A 14,286-nucleotide genomic window follows, 5' to 3' on the forward strand; every position below is an offset into this window, starting at 1 on the left:
CCGTGCCCGGTTGCTGGAGGGGAACAGGTGCCGGCCGGCTTGTCAGGCGAGCGGGCCCGAAGCGATCCACCACTGGGGATGCGCTTCGCGCAGGCTCCGCTCGATCTCCATGGCATGGGCAAGTTCGCACAGTCCGAAACAGGTGGCGCCGGAGCCCGACATGCGGGCGAATTCCACCCGGCGATCCTCTTGAAGTGCGGACAGCACGGCGCCGATTTGCGGCTCGAGGCCGACGGCGGGAGCCTGGAGATCGTTGCGGTAGCTTTCCAGGTAGGCGGCAAGTTGTCCGAGTGTGTCGAACCCCTCCGGCAGCAGCGGCATGGGGGCATTGTCACAGCTGGTCAGGGCCTTGAAGACGTCGGAGGTCGATACGCTCACCTTCGGATTGACCAGCACGATGCCGCAGGCGGGAAGCTCCGGACCGGACGAAATCAATTCTCCGATGCCGCGCATCACCTGCGGCTCGGGAACGAGACAGACCGGGACATCGGCGCCGAGAGACAGGGCAAGAGCATGAAGCTCTTCCTCGGACAGATAGGTTCCGGTGAAATCCTCAAGCAGCCTCAGGGTGGTCGCCGCATCGCTGGAGCCGCCGCCGACACCGGAGGCGACCGGGAGACGCTTGGTCAGGGTGACGAGCAGGCCGGGCAGGGGAATGCGGGCGCTGGCCGAGAAACTTGTGATCGCCTTCAGCACCAGGTTGTCGCCGGCCGGCGTGTGAAGATCGCGGGCGAACGGTCCTTCGATCCGCAAGTCCAGACCGCTTGCTTCCTGCAGGCTGATCCGGTCGCCGATCTGCGGAAAAACCACCAGCGAATCCAGAAGGTGGTAACCGTCGGAGCGTCTTCCCGTCACATGAAGGGTCAGGTTGACCTTGGCCCGGGCGAGTTCCACCCGGGGTCTGGCGGCTGAAGCAACGGACATGGCGGTGTTCCGTCAGCCGCCGTTGTTGCCGGAATCGGCCTTGGCCGCATCGGTTGCCGGACTGTCTTCAAGGCCATTCGCGATCTTGTCCAGAATCTTCGGAAGGTCCTTTTCGTCCGGTTCGAGATCGCGGGCGTGGTTCCACTGGAAGCGGGCTTCGTTGCGGCGGTCGACCATCCAGTAGGCATCGCCGAGGTGATCGTTGATGACCGGGTCCGAGGGACGCAGTTCTATGGCCCGTTCAAGTTCCTTGACGGCTTCCGGGTAGCGACCGAGCCGGAAATAGACCCAGCCGAGACTGTCGACGATGTAGCCGTCGGTCGGCCGCAGTTCCACCGCGGTCTTGATCATCTCCAGCGCCTCGTCGAGCTTCAGGCCCTGGTCGACCAGGGAGTAGCCGAGATAGTTCAGCACAAGCGGCTGTTGCTCGTTGAGTTCAAGCGCCTTGCGGAAATCGGCTTCCGCCAGTTCCCACTTGCCCAGCCGCTCGCGCGCTATGCCGCGGAAATAGAGCAGCAGCCAGTGCCGGTTTTCAAGTTCCGCAATGGTGTCGATGCCCTGGCTGTAGACGGCTTCCGCGTCCTCGTAAATCTCATGGGCCCGCAAGATGTTGCCAAGCGCGATGACCGCCTCGAGATCGGACGGATCGTCCCTGATGAGCGCCTCGAGATGGTCGCGGGCTTCGGCAAGCTTGTCGAGCTGGTTGTAGTTCATGCCGACCTGGATTTCGGCCTCGCGCTTGAGGACACTGTCATCGGGCACCATCATCAGGGCCTCGATGGCCCGGTCGGGCTGTTCCATGCGCTCAAAGACGCTGCCGAGTGCGATGGCCGCGAATTCGGCCCTGGGATCCAGGAACAGCGCGAGCTGCAGATAGGAGGTCGACAGTTCCTCGCCGCCGTCCCGGCCGATCACGGCGCCCAGACCGTAGAGAATTTCGGACGTGCCTTCGGCCGGTTCCGTCACCAGGGGCGGGACCACCGTGCCGGCGGCAATCACCGCGCGGGTCTGATCGAGCTTGGGATGACCGCGAAACTGGCTGTCGTAGCGGTCGAGGACCTCGAGGGCGTCTTTCTGGCGGGCGTTGGCGGCCAGAACCCGGGCATAGGCATCCGTGACACGAATGGCGCCCTGATCGATCGCATAGGCGCTTTCGGCGGCTTCTAGAGCCTCCGCATTGCGTCCGGCGGCGAACAGGATATGGGTCTTGTGGGTTGCCGTGAAGACTTCGAACCAGTCCGGACCGCTGAGAGCGTCGATGACCTTCAGCGCCTCGTCGATCTGGCCATCGCCATAAAGGGCCCAGGCGCGGGAAAGGCCGATGGACAGTTGCGCCAGCGGACCGTTGCGGCTCTCGGAAAGGATCTTCTCCGCTTCGCCGTATTTGCCCTGGCCCATTTTGTCCGCGCCAAGCACGAGCTGGGCGAGAAAATTCTGGAGACCGGCCTTTTCAAGATCTTCGGCAAAGCGAACGGCCTCATCGACATTGCCGTTGGCCAGTTTCAGCAGAAATGTGCGTTCCAGAAGCATGGTGTTGGCCGGGTCCGCCAACAGGGACTCCTCGTAGAAGGCCGCCGCCTGGCCGTAATCCTTCTGAAACCCGGCCAGACGCCCGGACAGGTAGCTTCCGGACAGGGTGAAGGGCAAACCGGAGGGGGTGCCGAAGGTCACCGAATCGGATGTGGTCTCCGCGGAGGCGACAGCGGGCGCGAGCGCCAGAACACCGGCGAGCGCGAGGAGCATCAGCCTGAAGGGCCCGCGGTCCGGTTTCGCAACGGCGCCGGTCTCTTGTGTCATCATTCCTCGCACTTTGGTCGCTTGACGGGTATTTATTGCTTATTGCTCCTGAGAATGGCGTCTTTAAGGCTGAGCGGCAAGGCAGCCGGGATAACTTTCTGAGAGTTTAAATCCATTTGATTTTGCAGAACGTTGGAAAAACGGAAGCAAGCGGCGCGGCGAATTGGCTTTCTGCCAAAAAGGGCTTGATGGCGGGCACCTGCCGTAGCAGGTATGTGCGGTGCAAAACGGGCGGGACCGGCGTTTCGGAGCCCGTGCCGTTCGGATCAAGTGCAAAAGCACATGCCGCCGCCGGTGCACCGGCGGCGGTCAGGGCGTGCACCTTGCCGCTTTCTCACATGCGCAAGGTGCCCCAGGTGAGGAGAATGACAGATGACCAAGTGGGTCTACAGTTTCGGCAACGGTGCGGCCGAAGGAGGCGCGGACATGCGCAACCTTCTTGGCGGAAAAGGTGCGAACCTTGCTGAAATGAGCAGTCTCGGTCTGCCTGTCCCGCCCGGCTTCACGATCACCACGGAAGTCTGTACCCGGTATTACGACGACGGCAGGTCCTATCCGGACACGCTTTCGGAGCAGGTTGTTGCCGCCATGGAGAAGATCGGCGAAGCGACGAACCGCAGCTTCGGCGGTGCCGAGCGGCCCCTGCTGGTGTCGGTTCGATCCGGCGCCCGGGTTTCCATGCCGGGCATGATGGACACGGTTCTCAACCTGGGACTGAACGACCAGACGGTGGAGGCGATCGCCCGGGAGGCGGGCGACCGCCGTTTTGCCTATGACAGCTACCGGCGCTTCATCCAGATGTATTCCGACGTCGTGCTGGGTCTGGATCATCACGAATTCGAGGAAATTCTCGAGGACTACAAGGACCGCAACGAACTGAGCCTTGATACCGAAATCGACGCGGATGCGTGGCTCGGCATCATCGGCAAGTTCAAGGCGCTGGTGGTAGAGGAACTCGGCAAACCGTTTCCGCAAGACGCGCACGAGCAACTCTGGGGCGCCATCGGGGCCGTATTCAGTTCCTGGATGGTGCCGCGGGCGGTGACCTACCGCCGCCTGCACGATCTGCCGTCGTCCTGGGGCACGGCGGTCAATGTCCAGGCCATGGTGTTCGGCAACATGGGCAACAGCTCCGCGACCGGTGTGGCCTTCACGCGCAATCCCTCGACCGGGGAAAAGGCGCTTTTCGGCGAATTCCTGGTCAATGCCCAGGGCGAGGACGTGGTTGCCGGCATCCGCACACCGCAGGACATCACCGAAAAGGCGCGACAGGAAGCCGGGTCGAACAACCCGTCGCTGGAAGCGTTGATGCCGGAGGCCTTCGCCGAATTCCAGTCCTATTGCGACCGGCTGGAAGCGCACTACAAGGACATGCAGGATCTCGAATTCACGATCGAAAAGGGCAAGCTGTGGATGCTGCAGACCCGGTCGGGAAAGCGGACCGCGAAGGCCGCGCTCAAGATTGCCGTGGACATGGTCGGCGAAGGCCTGCTCACGGAACACGAAGCCGTTGCCCGCGTCGAGCCGGCGTCGCTTGACCAGCTCCTGCACCCGACAATCGACCCGAAGGCCCATCGGGACATCATCACCACCGGCTTGCCCGCATCGCCGGGCGCGGCGTCGGGTGCCATCGTGTTCTCGTCCGACGAGGCCGAAAAAGCCAGGGCGGAAGGCCGCAAGGTGATCCTCGTGCGGGTCGAAACCAGCCCGGAAGACATTCATGGCATGCATGCGGCGGAAGGCATCCTGACCAGCCGCGGAGGCATGACCAGCCATGCGGCAGTGGTCGCACGAGGCATGGGCAAGCCCTGTGTGGCCGGGGCGGGCACGTTGCGGATCGACTATCGCAATGGCGTCATCAACGTGGCCGGCCGCCAGTTGAAGGAAGGCGAGACGATCACCATCGACGGTGCGTCCGGGCAGGTTCTTCTGGGCGAGATCAGCATGCTTCAACCGACGCTCTCCGGCGACTTCGGAACCCTCATGGGCTGGGCGGACACGGTGCGCCGCATGCGCGTGCGCACCAATGCGGAAACCCCGCAGGACGCCAGGGTCGCGCGGGAGTTCGGCGCCGAGGGCATCGGCCTTTGCCGGACTGAGCACATGTTCTTCGAGGGCGAGCGGATCGTGGCCGTGCGCGAGATGATCCTGGCCGAGACGGAAGACGGACGGCGGGCGGCGCTCGCCAAGCTGTTGCCGATGCAGCGCCAGGATTTCACTGACCTCTTCGAGATCATGCACGGTCTGCCGGTAACCATCCGCCTGCTGGATCCGCCCCTGCATGAATTCCTGCCGAAATCGGCTGAGGAACTTGCCGAGGTGGCCGCGGCGATGGGCGCCGATCCGGACCTGCTGCGCGACCGGGCCCATGCGCTCGAGGAATTCAATCCGATGCTGGGCCATCGCGGCTGCCGGCTTCTGGTTTCCTATCCGGAAATCGCGGAAATGCAAGCCAGGGCGATTTTCGAGGCCGCTGTCGAGGCGGCCCGGAAATCGGGCGCGCCCGTCTTGCTGGAAATCATGGTGCCCCTGGTCGGCCTCAAGGGGGAACTGGACCTCGTCCGCCAGAGCATCGAAACTATGGCGAAGGCGGTGTCGGACGAAACCGGCACGGAGCTGAACTACCAGATCGGAACCATGGTGGAGTTGCCGAGAGCGGCGCTGAAGGCGGCCGAAATTGCCCGGTCTGCAGAGTTTTTCTCTTTCGGCACCAATGACCTGACCCAGACGACTTTCGGCATCTCGCGTGACGATGCCGCCTCGTTCCTCGGGACCTACCAGAGCCGCGGTCTGCTTGAGCAGGATCCGTTCGTGTCCCTGGACCAGGAAGGCGTCGGCGAACTGATCCGGATCGGTGTCGAACGGGGCCGGTCCACCCGGCCGGACATCAAGCTCGGTATCTGCGGCGAACATGGCGGCGATCCGTCCTCGATCGCCTTCTGCGAGGGGATCGGTCTCGACTACGTCTCGTGCTCGCCTTTCCGCGTGCCGATCGCGCGCCTGGCCGCAGCCCAGGCGGCCCTCAAGCGCGCGTCGGGCACCTGAATGGCGGGCCAGGGCCGGAGAGAGGAGGCGCGCAGGTGAGCGTCTCGTTTCCGTCACTGGAAGAATTGCGCTCGGGTGGCAAGCGGACGCTCGCGCGGGTGCTCTCGCGGCTGGAGGCAGAGAGCGGCGCTCCCGCGACCGCCGCGTTCCTGGACAAGGTAACGTGCGAACCGTGCGCGCTAGTGTTCGGACTGACCGGGCCTCCGGGGGTGGGCAAGTCAAGCCTGACGGATGCCCTGATCCGGGCGTTCCGGGCGCAGGGGCACCGGGTCGGTGTTCTGGCCGTCGATCCGTCCTCGGCACTGACGGGGGGCGCGCTCCTGGGCGACCGCACACGGTTGCAGACCGATCCCTCGGACGAGAAAGTGTTCGTCCGTTCCATGGCTGCGCGCGACCGGCTTGGCGGATTGTCTGACCAGGCTGTCGCCGCGATCGCTGTCCTCAGGGCCGTCTGCGACCGGGTGATTGTCGAGACAGTCGGGATCGGCCAGTCGGAAGGGGACCTGAAACAGGCCGTGGATACGGTGGTGCTGTGTATTCAGCCCGGTTCGGGTGACAGTCTTCAATTCATGAAAGCCGGCATCATGGAACTGCCGGATATCGTTGCGGTCACCAAGGCGGACATGGGAACGCTGGCACGCCGCGCGGCGTCCGACGTTGCGGGAGCCCTGTCCCTCGGCCGCACCGCGGCGGATACCTGGCAGGTGCCCGTCTGCGAAGTGTCGGCCCAGACCGGAGCGGGGCTGCCGGAGCTAGTCGCTTTTCTCGGCGGTCATCAGGACCACCTGGCGCAGGGCGGCCTGCTGGAGACGAGGCGCCGGGCCCAGCATGCGGCCTGGTTCAAGGACATGGTGCGCGCGCAATACGGCCTTGCCGGCCTTCGGCTTGCCTGCGGAGACCAGGCGGCGGCGTGGCTGGAAGAGGCGCGGACCGCTCCCTTTTCGAGCTTCGCATCGTTTTCAGGTAAAATGACCGGCCTGCTGCAGCCCTGAGCACGGCCGTCGCGACAAGGATTACCAGCGAGCGCAAGCGGCGACCGGAGGCCATGCAGGGGGAGGGCGTTCAGGCTTCGGCCGTCCGACCCCGATAGCTCAGATCCATGCCGAAACCGGCGCTGTATTTACCCTGGAAATCTTCCAGGAACTGGCTGAGCGCACAAGCGTCCAGGGGCCTTGAGATGAAGTAGCCCTGCATCCTGTGGCAATCGTGCGCCTGCAGGAAGCGGATCTGTTCTATGGTCTCGATGCCTTCGGCGACGATGGTCATGCCCAGTGCCTTGCCGAGCTGAATGATCGACACCAGAATGGCTTCGGCTTCGGCGTTGCCGTTCATGTCGGAGACAAAATCCCGATCGATTTTCAGGGTGTCGAACGGGAACCGGCGCAGATAGCTGAGGCTCGAATAGCCGGAGCCAAAATCGTCAAGAGCGACTTTCACACCAAGATTCTTCAGTCTGCGGAGAGCCTTCAGCACCGAGTCATTGCGTCCGGCGAAGACGGTTTCCGTCACTTCGATCTCCAGACGCTGGGGCGGCAGGTTGTTGGCGGCCAGAATGGCCATGACCTTTTCGACGAATCTCGGGTGCTTGAACTGATTGGGCGAGACATTGACCGACATGGTGATGCCCGGCCATTCATGCGCCTTGGCGCAGGCCTTGTTCAGGACCCAGATGCCGAGTTCGTTGATCAGGCCGGTTTCCTCGGCCACCGGAATGAACTGGGACGGGGGCACGACCGTACCGTCGTCCATGGTCCAGCGGGCAAGGGCCTCCACGCTGACAATCCGTTTCGCGCTGGTGTCGGTCTGGGGTTGAAAGGCCAGGTCCAGTTCGTCGTTCTTGAGCGCCAGGCGCAGTTCGCGGGACATCTTGTCCCGGGACTGGACCTGAAGCTCCATGCTCTGTTCGAAGAAGGAGCGCCGGCCGCGTCCGTTGGCCTTGGCGTCATATAGGGCGATGTCGGCCTTGCGCAGAAGTTCATCCGGGTCGTTGCCGTCGCGGGGCGCAATCGCTGCGCCCATGGAGAGGCTGGCGAACAGCTCCCGGCGTCCGATCATGATCGGGCGGCTGATCTCGTCCTGGACCTGATCCAGAATGAAATCGAGCCAGACGTCATCTTCGCAGTTCCTGATGACCATCGCGAATTCATCGCCGCTGATGCGCGCGACGATGCCGCTTTCCGGAATGACGCGCCTGAGGCGCTGGGCGACCGCGACGATGACCTTGTCACCCGCGGAATGGCCGAGCGTGTCATTGATGTCCTTGAAGTGGTCGAGGTCGATATAGACAACGGCCGTGTTGGTTTCGCCGTCCGCGTTCTCGGTCAGGGTGTCACTCAGCATGGCATGAAAGCGGCTTCTGTTCGGCAATCCGGACAAGGCATCATGCCGTGCCGTATGGACCGCCTTGGCCTCGCTGCGGGCGAGCCTGCGGGTCATCTGGCGCGTGAAGACGGTGACCAGAACCACCACGGCTGCAATCATCAGCGCGGCCAGGATCAGCAAGGGATCGATCCGGCGCATCATCTGGGTGCCGGGCTGCGACGTCTGCCAGGCGATGACGCCGATGGTCTCCCCCAGGGGCGACTTCAGCGGATAGCGGCCCAGATCGGCCTCGCTGCTCTGCTGCTGCATCAGGACAAATCCGTCCAGACGCGACATCTCGGAAATTTCCTGCAGCTTCTCGCCGCGTAAGGGCATCATGCTGACAAGCACGGCGGGCGGGACGCGCCGGGGTGTTACCGACTGGATCTGCGGAATGATCGCCGCCGCGCTGAAGAGGTAAGGTTCGCCCTCCAGGGCAACAACGCCGGTCTCGGCGATGGACCGGCGCGTACTGATCAATTCCGGCGTATAGCTGAAAAGGCCCGACGGTGTGCGCTTGAAGGACGCGATGTAGCGTGCCCGGACCTTGGCGATGGCGGGCTTCAGATCGGCAAGCAGTTTCGCGTTCAGCCATTTGGTTGAATGGTTCTGGGCGTAGACCGATCCGAGCTTGAACTCGCGGTCGATCAGGACCGACCGGTTGAAACCGTCGGTCTTGTAAAGCCAGTGCATGACGTTGTCGTAGATCCAGCCCTGAGAGGGCTCGGGCTGATTGATCCGGTGATAGGCCTCGTCCCAGATGACGACGCCGTTCTGCTGCTTGGCGAGGTAATTCTGCGTGAGCCGCAATGCGCCGGCAATGAGCTGGTACTGGGACTGTTCGGCGGTTTCATCCGAGACACGGGCAGACCAGTGCAGCAGCGCAAATATTCCGGACAGCGATATGACAACAACGGCGACCATCGGGACAATGATCGCATTTGCTATACGGCTGCCTGAATTTCCGGTCGACTTGTACATTCAAATGCCCGTTTGCTTCGGGCGAAGTATTGCCGTTCCGGGTTAAGGGAATGCCCCAAACTCATAGTAAAATAAGGGTAAACCGACAGAAGGAATCTTACGGCTCGCCGGCGGGGACCTGCAGGTCTGACCTTCATGGAGGCGAAGCCATGATGTGCAGGGACGAAAGACACGCCGCAGCTCGCGCAAAGACCTTCTATGGTCGCGGAAGCCGGGCTGTCAGGTCAAAGGGTCCCGAGCCTCCAGGCGGGCCCGCTTTCCACCCGCCGCTGCCGGTGCCGGAACGTGCGGCGAACTGCGGCTTTGAGCTCGGACTCAGGTCCAGACCCAGACCTGACTGACATGCGCTTTGTGCCTGACCTGCTCCCGCGCGCGATACACGGCTATTTATCTGCTGCATATGGCGATGAAGGCCCGGAGAGGCGCTGACGCGAAGCGGCTGGGATAATAGAGCCGTGGCCCTTCCTGCGTCGGCCAGCAATCCTGCAAGATCGGCACGAGTTTTCCGGTTTGGAAATCGTCCTCAAGCCAATTGTGAAAGGTGCCGATGATCCCCAGCCCGGCGCGGGCGCAGGAAAGTCCGGTGTTCAGGGCATTCACACTGATCGTCAGCCGGGTGACCGGCTCAACGGTGACGCGCTTGCCCCCGTCGTTCAAGATCCACGGCAGGCAGGGCCCTTCGGACAACCGGTATCTGATCGCGTCGTGGCGCGTCAGATCCGCAGGCTTTCGCGGATGCCCTCGCTCTTGCAGATAGGCGGGCGATGCAGCCAATGCGATCTTCTGGACACGGGGCCCGATCGGAATGGAAATCATGTCCTTTTCCAGCCGGGACCCATAGCGGATGCCCGCGTCACAGCCCGCCGCGATGATGTCGACAAAGTCGTTGTCCACCACGATCTCGACCTCGACCTCCGGGTAGGCGCTCCGATACGCCCCGAGGATCGGCGGCAGTATGTCCGGCATGACCGCGCCAGGCACGTTGAGCTTCAGCTTGCCCCGCACACGCTCCGAGGTCTGCGCCGTTTCCACACAGGCAGCCTCTATTTCTGACAGAAGCGGTGCGATCCGGTCGGCGAGGGCACTCCCCTGGTTCGTGGCCCTGATGCTGCGCGTCGTGCGCAGAATGAGCGGCACACCCATCTGGGCCTCGATCCGGGAGACGGTCGTACTGACTTTCGAGGGGGCGACGCCCAGTCGCCTGGCCGCCGCGCGAAAGCCGCCTTCACGCAGCACCATCAGGAAAATTGAAAGTTGATCGGGAGAGGGATTGTTCTTCATTGAGAACAACCTATTCTATTTTTGAAGCATTATCAAAAAATGGAAGAACAGTCATTGTCGCCTGAATGCCGGGACAGGGTTGCAGGAGCCCGGCCGGTCAACATTTTTCAGGAGACAAATCCATGCTCATCGTAACAGGTGCCTCCGGCCGTCTCGGCTACAAGATTGTCGAAAACCTGCTGCACCATGTGCCCGCGGACCGCATCGGTGTGAGTGTTCGCGACCCCGCGAAAGTTGCCGATTTCGCAGCGCGGGGCATTCGCGTGCGCCAGGGAGATTATGACGACGCCCGGAGCCTGCGGCATGCATGGGAGGGGGCGGGGCGTCTTTTGCTGGTCTCTTCGAATGCGGCCGCTGCGGGAGGCGATCCGCTCGCCCAGCATGCGACGGCGATCAACGTGGCCCGTGAGCTTGGCGTTGACCGGGTTTTCTACACCAGCCAGATCTCCAGTTCCGCGGCATCGCACTTCCCGCCGGCTCGCGATCATGCGGCGACCGAGCGCATGCTGGCAGACTCAGACCTTGCGTGGACAGCGCTGCGCCACGGTTTTTACGCGCAAAGTGCACGACAGATGCATGCCCGAGGCTTCGAGGCTGGAACACTGGCTGCACCGCAGGACGGCAAGGTCGCCTGGACAACGCATGACGACCTTGCCGCGCTGGATGCCGCCCTGCTTGCCGGAAACGAGGTCATCGACGGTCCGACACCGCCCTTGACCGGTGGCGAGGCCCTCGATCTGGAGGACCTGGCACGGCTGATGAGCGATTTTGCTGGCAAGGAGATTTCCCGCGTTGTGATCAGCGAGAAAGACTTCGAGACGGGCGCGCGCCGTGCCGGGGCGCATGACGGGCTGATTGCGCTTCTGCTGGGGTATTACCGCGCCGCGCGGGCGGGGGAGTTTGCCGGCGTTGATCCCACGCTGGCCCGGGTTCTCGGACGCGCGCCCGAAAGGATGTCGGATTTCCTGGCGGCAAATTCCGGCTGAAAGCGCCCGGGAAGGGCATCCGACGGCAAATGGAGGCCCATGATTTCCTGACTGGAACGGACAGGCTAGCTGGCGAATATCTGGTCGCGGCACGCGATCATGAAGTCGAAGGCCTGGGCCTGGAAGTCGAGTTCGGGATCCAGCCTGATCACCAGTCCCTCCACCACGAGAAGCGCATAGATGATCGCGAAAAAATCGCTCGTCATGGTGAGCCCGTGGCAATCGTAGATCTTGTAAAGGTCCTTGATAAAGGAAATCAGGCGGAACTCGCCCGCCTTCAGCCCGGAATGCCTGTCGACAAGATCGGTGCATTGCCGGGTCATTCTGCGTTGCAGATCCGGCGCGCGGGGCCCGGTCGAATAGCGGATGATGAGTTCTGCCAGGATCGCGGCCCTTTTCAATCCGATCGCCAGGAAAAACTCCTGGAAATCCGAGCGGACTTCAGGGTCGATGTGAGCGCAGAAGCCTGCGTCGACGATCACGATGTCACCGCCTTCACCGAGATAGATGTTGCCGCCATGCAGGTCGCAATGGATCAAGCCGTCGATGAACACCATGCGATACATCAGGAGCATGACGTCAATGGCAAGGCGCTTGCCGTGCTCCGGCGTCACGTCGGTCAGGTCGTTTCCGCGTGGCAGGTATTGCATGTAGAGGCGTTCTGCGCCGCCTGTCGCGTAAACGCGCGGGACGGTGGCATGTCCCGCCAGATTTGATCGCAATTGCTTCAGGTTTCGGCTTTCAGCGGCGAAATCCAGTTGAAGGCTCAGGAGGTCCGAGAACAGCGCGGCGTTCGCAGTCAGATTGAGCGACCTGAACAGGCCGGTGCGCCCGGCCAGGCCCACAAACGCGTTCATGACGGCAATATCGGACGCCAGAAGAACGTCGATGGCGGGGCGCCGCACCTTGATCACGACGCTTTCACCCTTGTCAGGGGCGGTCAGAAAGACTTCGGCAATCGCACCGGAGCCGATGATCGAAATGGTTCTCGCGCCATGGCGCCCGGTGGTTTTCCGTATCCTGCTGTGTGCCGGTTGCATGTCGAGCCGGTCGCAGGACCGGGACAACAGGGTGATGGCGTCCGGGCTCAACAGGTCGTGGCGGGTGCTGACGATCTGCGCGAGCTTCGGAAACAGGCCGCCCAGCTTGCGGGCGAGCCTGTCTATTGCCATGGCGACGGGCAGGGACCCGTCGAATGGGCTGTCCTGCCGTTTGCGTCGCCGCGCGATCACCAGCCCATGGGCGAACCCGAGGCCGGCATGGCCGATCACTGAAAAGATCCGGAACGTTGCGCGGGCGTTCACGCGCGGTTACTCGTCGATGAAATTCGCTCCGCGCTGGGTTTCCAGGAAATTGTTTCTTCCGAAGGCGCCGATGGTGCCGGCGGACAGGAATTGCGCCTGTGCCTTGGCGCAAGCCGCCAGGACGGGCGGGGCGAATTCCATCTTGCGTTCGGCCGTGACCTGGCCGTCGCGTTCCGCGGTGATCATGACAACGTTTTCATAATAGAGCTGCCTGGTGCGAAAACCGCGGACGGGGTCCTTCACCGGTGCCTCGAAGGACCAGCGGCCTCCGGATTGGCCGACATTCATCGGGAAGCCGGGAACCTTGTCCTTGCCCGTGTCGATGAAGATCGACCGGCCGCCGCCCAGCGGGCGCAGTTCGAACATGGGCCAGAATTCCGCGATGCTCTTGAAATACCCGCTGGTGTCCGTTTCGAAATGGAAGGTCATCTCGCCCGGCGAATCCCGCGTGGGCGACAAGGTCGCGTAAAGGTCGTAGTAGCCGGCCAGCGCACTGTCGCCATCGAGCAGTATCGGAGCGGCGCTCACATTTGCAAATGCGACCAGTCTGCTCTTGACAGTCTTGCCGTCCTCGGCATTGCCCAGAGGCGGGTTCAACGGAGCGCCGATCATCGCGATTTTTTCCGAAAACACCTTCATCTTCGGTCCGAGCAGATCCGGGGCCAGTTCGATATACTGGTCGGACCGGATCGTCATGAGATAATCCTGGCTGCGAGGCACCACTTATTCTGGCATTGCAATCTTCCATCATCTCGAGAGTTCGCGCGGAACGTTTGCCTGATACCGCTCGCTCCGGCTCACCAAAGCGTAATGTTTTCCGGAACTTGCAGACTTCTCCTGAATTGCGGAACTGTCTTGTGATGCGGACGGTGGAGATGTTTCAGATCAGCTTGAGACCGCGAAAGCTGACATTGGATTTCAGGCCGATGATGATGTGGTCGTGAACGGTTATGCCAAGAGGCTCGGCGATTTCGACGATCTTGCGGGTCATCTTGATATCGGCCCCCGACGGGCTCGGGTCGCCGGACGGGTGATTGTGCACCAGGATGATCGCGGTGGCGGACAGTTCCAGCGCGCGCCGGATGACTTCGCGCGGATAGACCGGCGTGTGGTCGACGGTCCCGGTCTGCTGGACCTCATCGGCGATCAGGGCGTTCTTCTTGTCCAGAAACAGGACCCGGAACTGTTCGATCTCGCTCTGGCCCATGGCCGCCTGAAGGTAATCGACGACACCGGACCAGGACTCCAGGACCTTCCTGTCGTTGAAGCCCGAGCGGTGATACCGGACGACGGCGGCGTGGACGGCCTGGAACGCATCGATGCTGATGTCGGAAAGACCCGCAATTTCCTTCAGGCGTTCCCGCGGTGCGGCGAGGGCGGCCGGGAAGGACCCGAAGCGCTTGAGGAGCGCCTTCGCGATCGGTTTGGTGTCCTGGCGGGGCAGGGCGGAGAATAACAGGAATTCCAGAAGTTCGTAGTCGGCGAGATCCTGCTCGCCTGTTTTACGGAACCGGTCCCGCAGTCTCTGGCGGTGTCCCTTGTGGCCGGGGTCCTTGTCCGCAGCCGTGTCCGCGTCTTCGGGAATGCCTTGGCTCATGCGCTCCTGA

At 62.6% G+C, this 14,286-nt stretch carries 11 protein-coding genes; 3 read left to right on the top strand and 8 right to left on the bottom strand.

Annotation, left to right across the window (positions count from 1 at the left end):
* Nucleotides 1-42 precede the first annotated feature (42 nt).
* The 3 genes from WNZ15_RS07565 to WNZ15_RS07575 all read right to left on the bottom strand — a co-directional run bounded on the left by WNZ15_RS07565 (nucleotide 43) and on the right by WNZ15_RS07575 (nucleotide 3,043).
* Nucleotides 43-924, bottom strand: a complete 882-nt coding sequence (locus WNZ15_RS07565; protein ID WP_342892352.1) for a 4-(cytidine 5'-diphospho)-2-C-methyl-D-erythritol kinase — start codon at nucleotides 922-924, stop codon at nucleotides 43-45.
* Between the two features lie 12 nt (nucleotides 925-936).
* The gene (locus WNZ15_RS07570; RefSeq protein WP_342892353.1) at nucleotides 937-2,724 is read right to left on the bottom strand and encodes a tetratricopeptide repeat protein; all 1,788 of its coding nucleotides are present in this window, start codon (nucleotides 2,722-2,724) and stop codon (nucleotides 937-939) included.
* Nucleotides 2,725-2,827: 103 nt separating this feature from the next.
* On the bottom strand, nucleotides 2,828-3,043 hold the full coding sequence (locus tag WNZ15_RS07575; protein WP_342892354.1) for a hypothetical protein: 216 nt from the start codon (nucleotides 3,041-3,043) through the stop codon (nucleotides 2,828-2,830).
* 50 nt (nucleotides 3,044-3,093) lie between these two features.
* On the opposite strand from WNZ15_RS07575, the gene ppdK reads away from it, so the two are divergent.
* Together ppdK and meaB are read left to right on the top strand one after the other, a co-directional pair.
* Nucleotides 3,094-5,766, top strand: coding sequence for a pyruvate, phosphate dikinase (gene ppdK / locus WNZ15_RS07580; RefSeq protein ID WP_342892355.1), 2,673 nt, complete (start codon nucleotides 3,094-3,096; stop codon nucleotides 5,764-5,766).
* A 35-nt stretch (nucleotides 5,767-5,801) separates the two neighbouring features.
* On the top strand, nucleotides 5,802-6,758 hold the full coding sequence (gene meaB, locus WNZ15_RS07585) for a methylmalonyl Co-A mutase-associated GTPase MeaB (protein ID WP_342892356.1): 957 nt from the start codon (nucleotides 5,802-5,804) through the stop codon (nucleotides 6,756-6,758).
* Nucleotides 6,759-6,828: 70 nt separating this feature from the next.
* Here meaB and WNZ15_RS07590 read toward each other — a convergent pair whose 3' ends face one another.
* Together WNZ15_RS07590 and WNZ15_RS07595 are read right to left on the bottom strand one after the other, a co-directional pair.
* Nucleotides 6,829-9,108: a bifunctional diguanylate cyclase/phosphodiesterase gene (locus WNZ15_RS07590; protein ID WP_342892357.1), complete on the bottom strand. Its 2,280-nt coding sequence runs from the start codon at nucleotides 9,106-9,108 to the stop codon at nucleotides 6,829-6,831.
* Nucleotides 9,109-9,495: 387 nt separating this feature from the next.
* A complete protein-coding gene (locus tag WNZ15_RS07595; protein WP_342892358.1) occupies nucleotides 9,496-10,389 on the bottom strand; it encodes a LysR family transcriptional regulator in 894 nt (297 codons plus the stop codon).
* Nucleotides 10,390-10,511: 122 nt separating this feature from the next.
* Between WNZ15_RS07595 and WNZ15_RS07600 the strand changes: the two genes are divergently transcribed.
* A complete protein-coding gene (locus tag WNZ15_RS07600; RefSeq protein ID WP_342892359.1) occupies nucleotides 10,512-11,375 on the top strand; it encodes an NAD(P)H-binding protein in 864 nt (287 codons plus the stop codon).
* Nucleotides 11,376-11,440: 65 nt separating this feature from the next.
* Here the strand turns inward: WNZ15_RS07600 and WNZ15_RS07605 are convergent, their stop codons facing one another.
* From WNZ15_RS07605 to radC, 3 genes are all read right to left on the bottom strand, one after another.
* On the bottom strand, nucleotides 11,441-12,679 hold the full coding sequence (locus WNZ15_RS07605) for an AarF/UbiB family protein (protein ID WP_342892360.1): 1,239 nt from the start codon (nucleotides 12,677-12,679) through the stop codon (nucleotides 11,441-11,443).
* A 6-nt stretch (nucleotides 12,680-12,685) separates the two neighbouring features.
* Nucleotides 12,686-13,375 carry a hypothetical protein gene (locus tag WNZ15_RS07610; protein ID WP_342892361.1) on the bottom strand — a complete coding sequence of 230 codons (690 nt, stop codon included), beginning with the start codon at nucleotides 13,373-13,375 and terminating at the stop codon, nucleotides 12,686-12,688.
* A 184-nt stretch (nucleotides 13,376-13,559) separates the two neighbouring features.
* A complete protein-coding gene (gene radC, locus WNZ15_RS07615; RefSeq protein WP_342892362.1) occupies nucleotides 13,560-14,276 on the bottom strand; it encodes a DNA repair protein RadC in 717 nt (238 codons plus the stop codon).
* Nucleotides 14,277-14,286: the final 10 nt, after the last annotated feature.

It is taken from the genome of Roseibium sp. AS2 (assembly GCF_038900065.1).
Lineage (GTDB): Bacteria > Pseudomonadota > Alphaproteobacteria > Rhizobiales > Stappiaceae > Roseibium.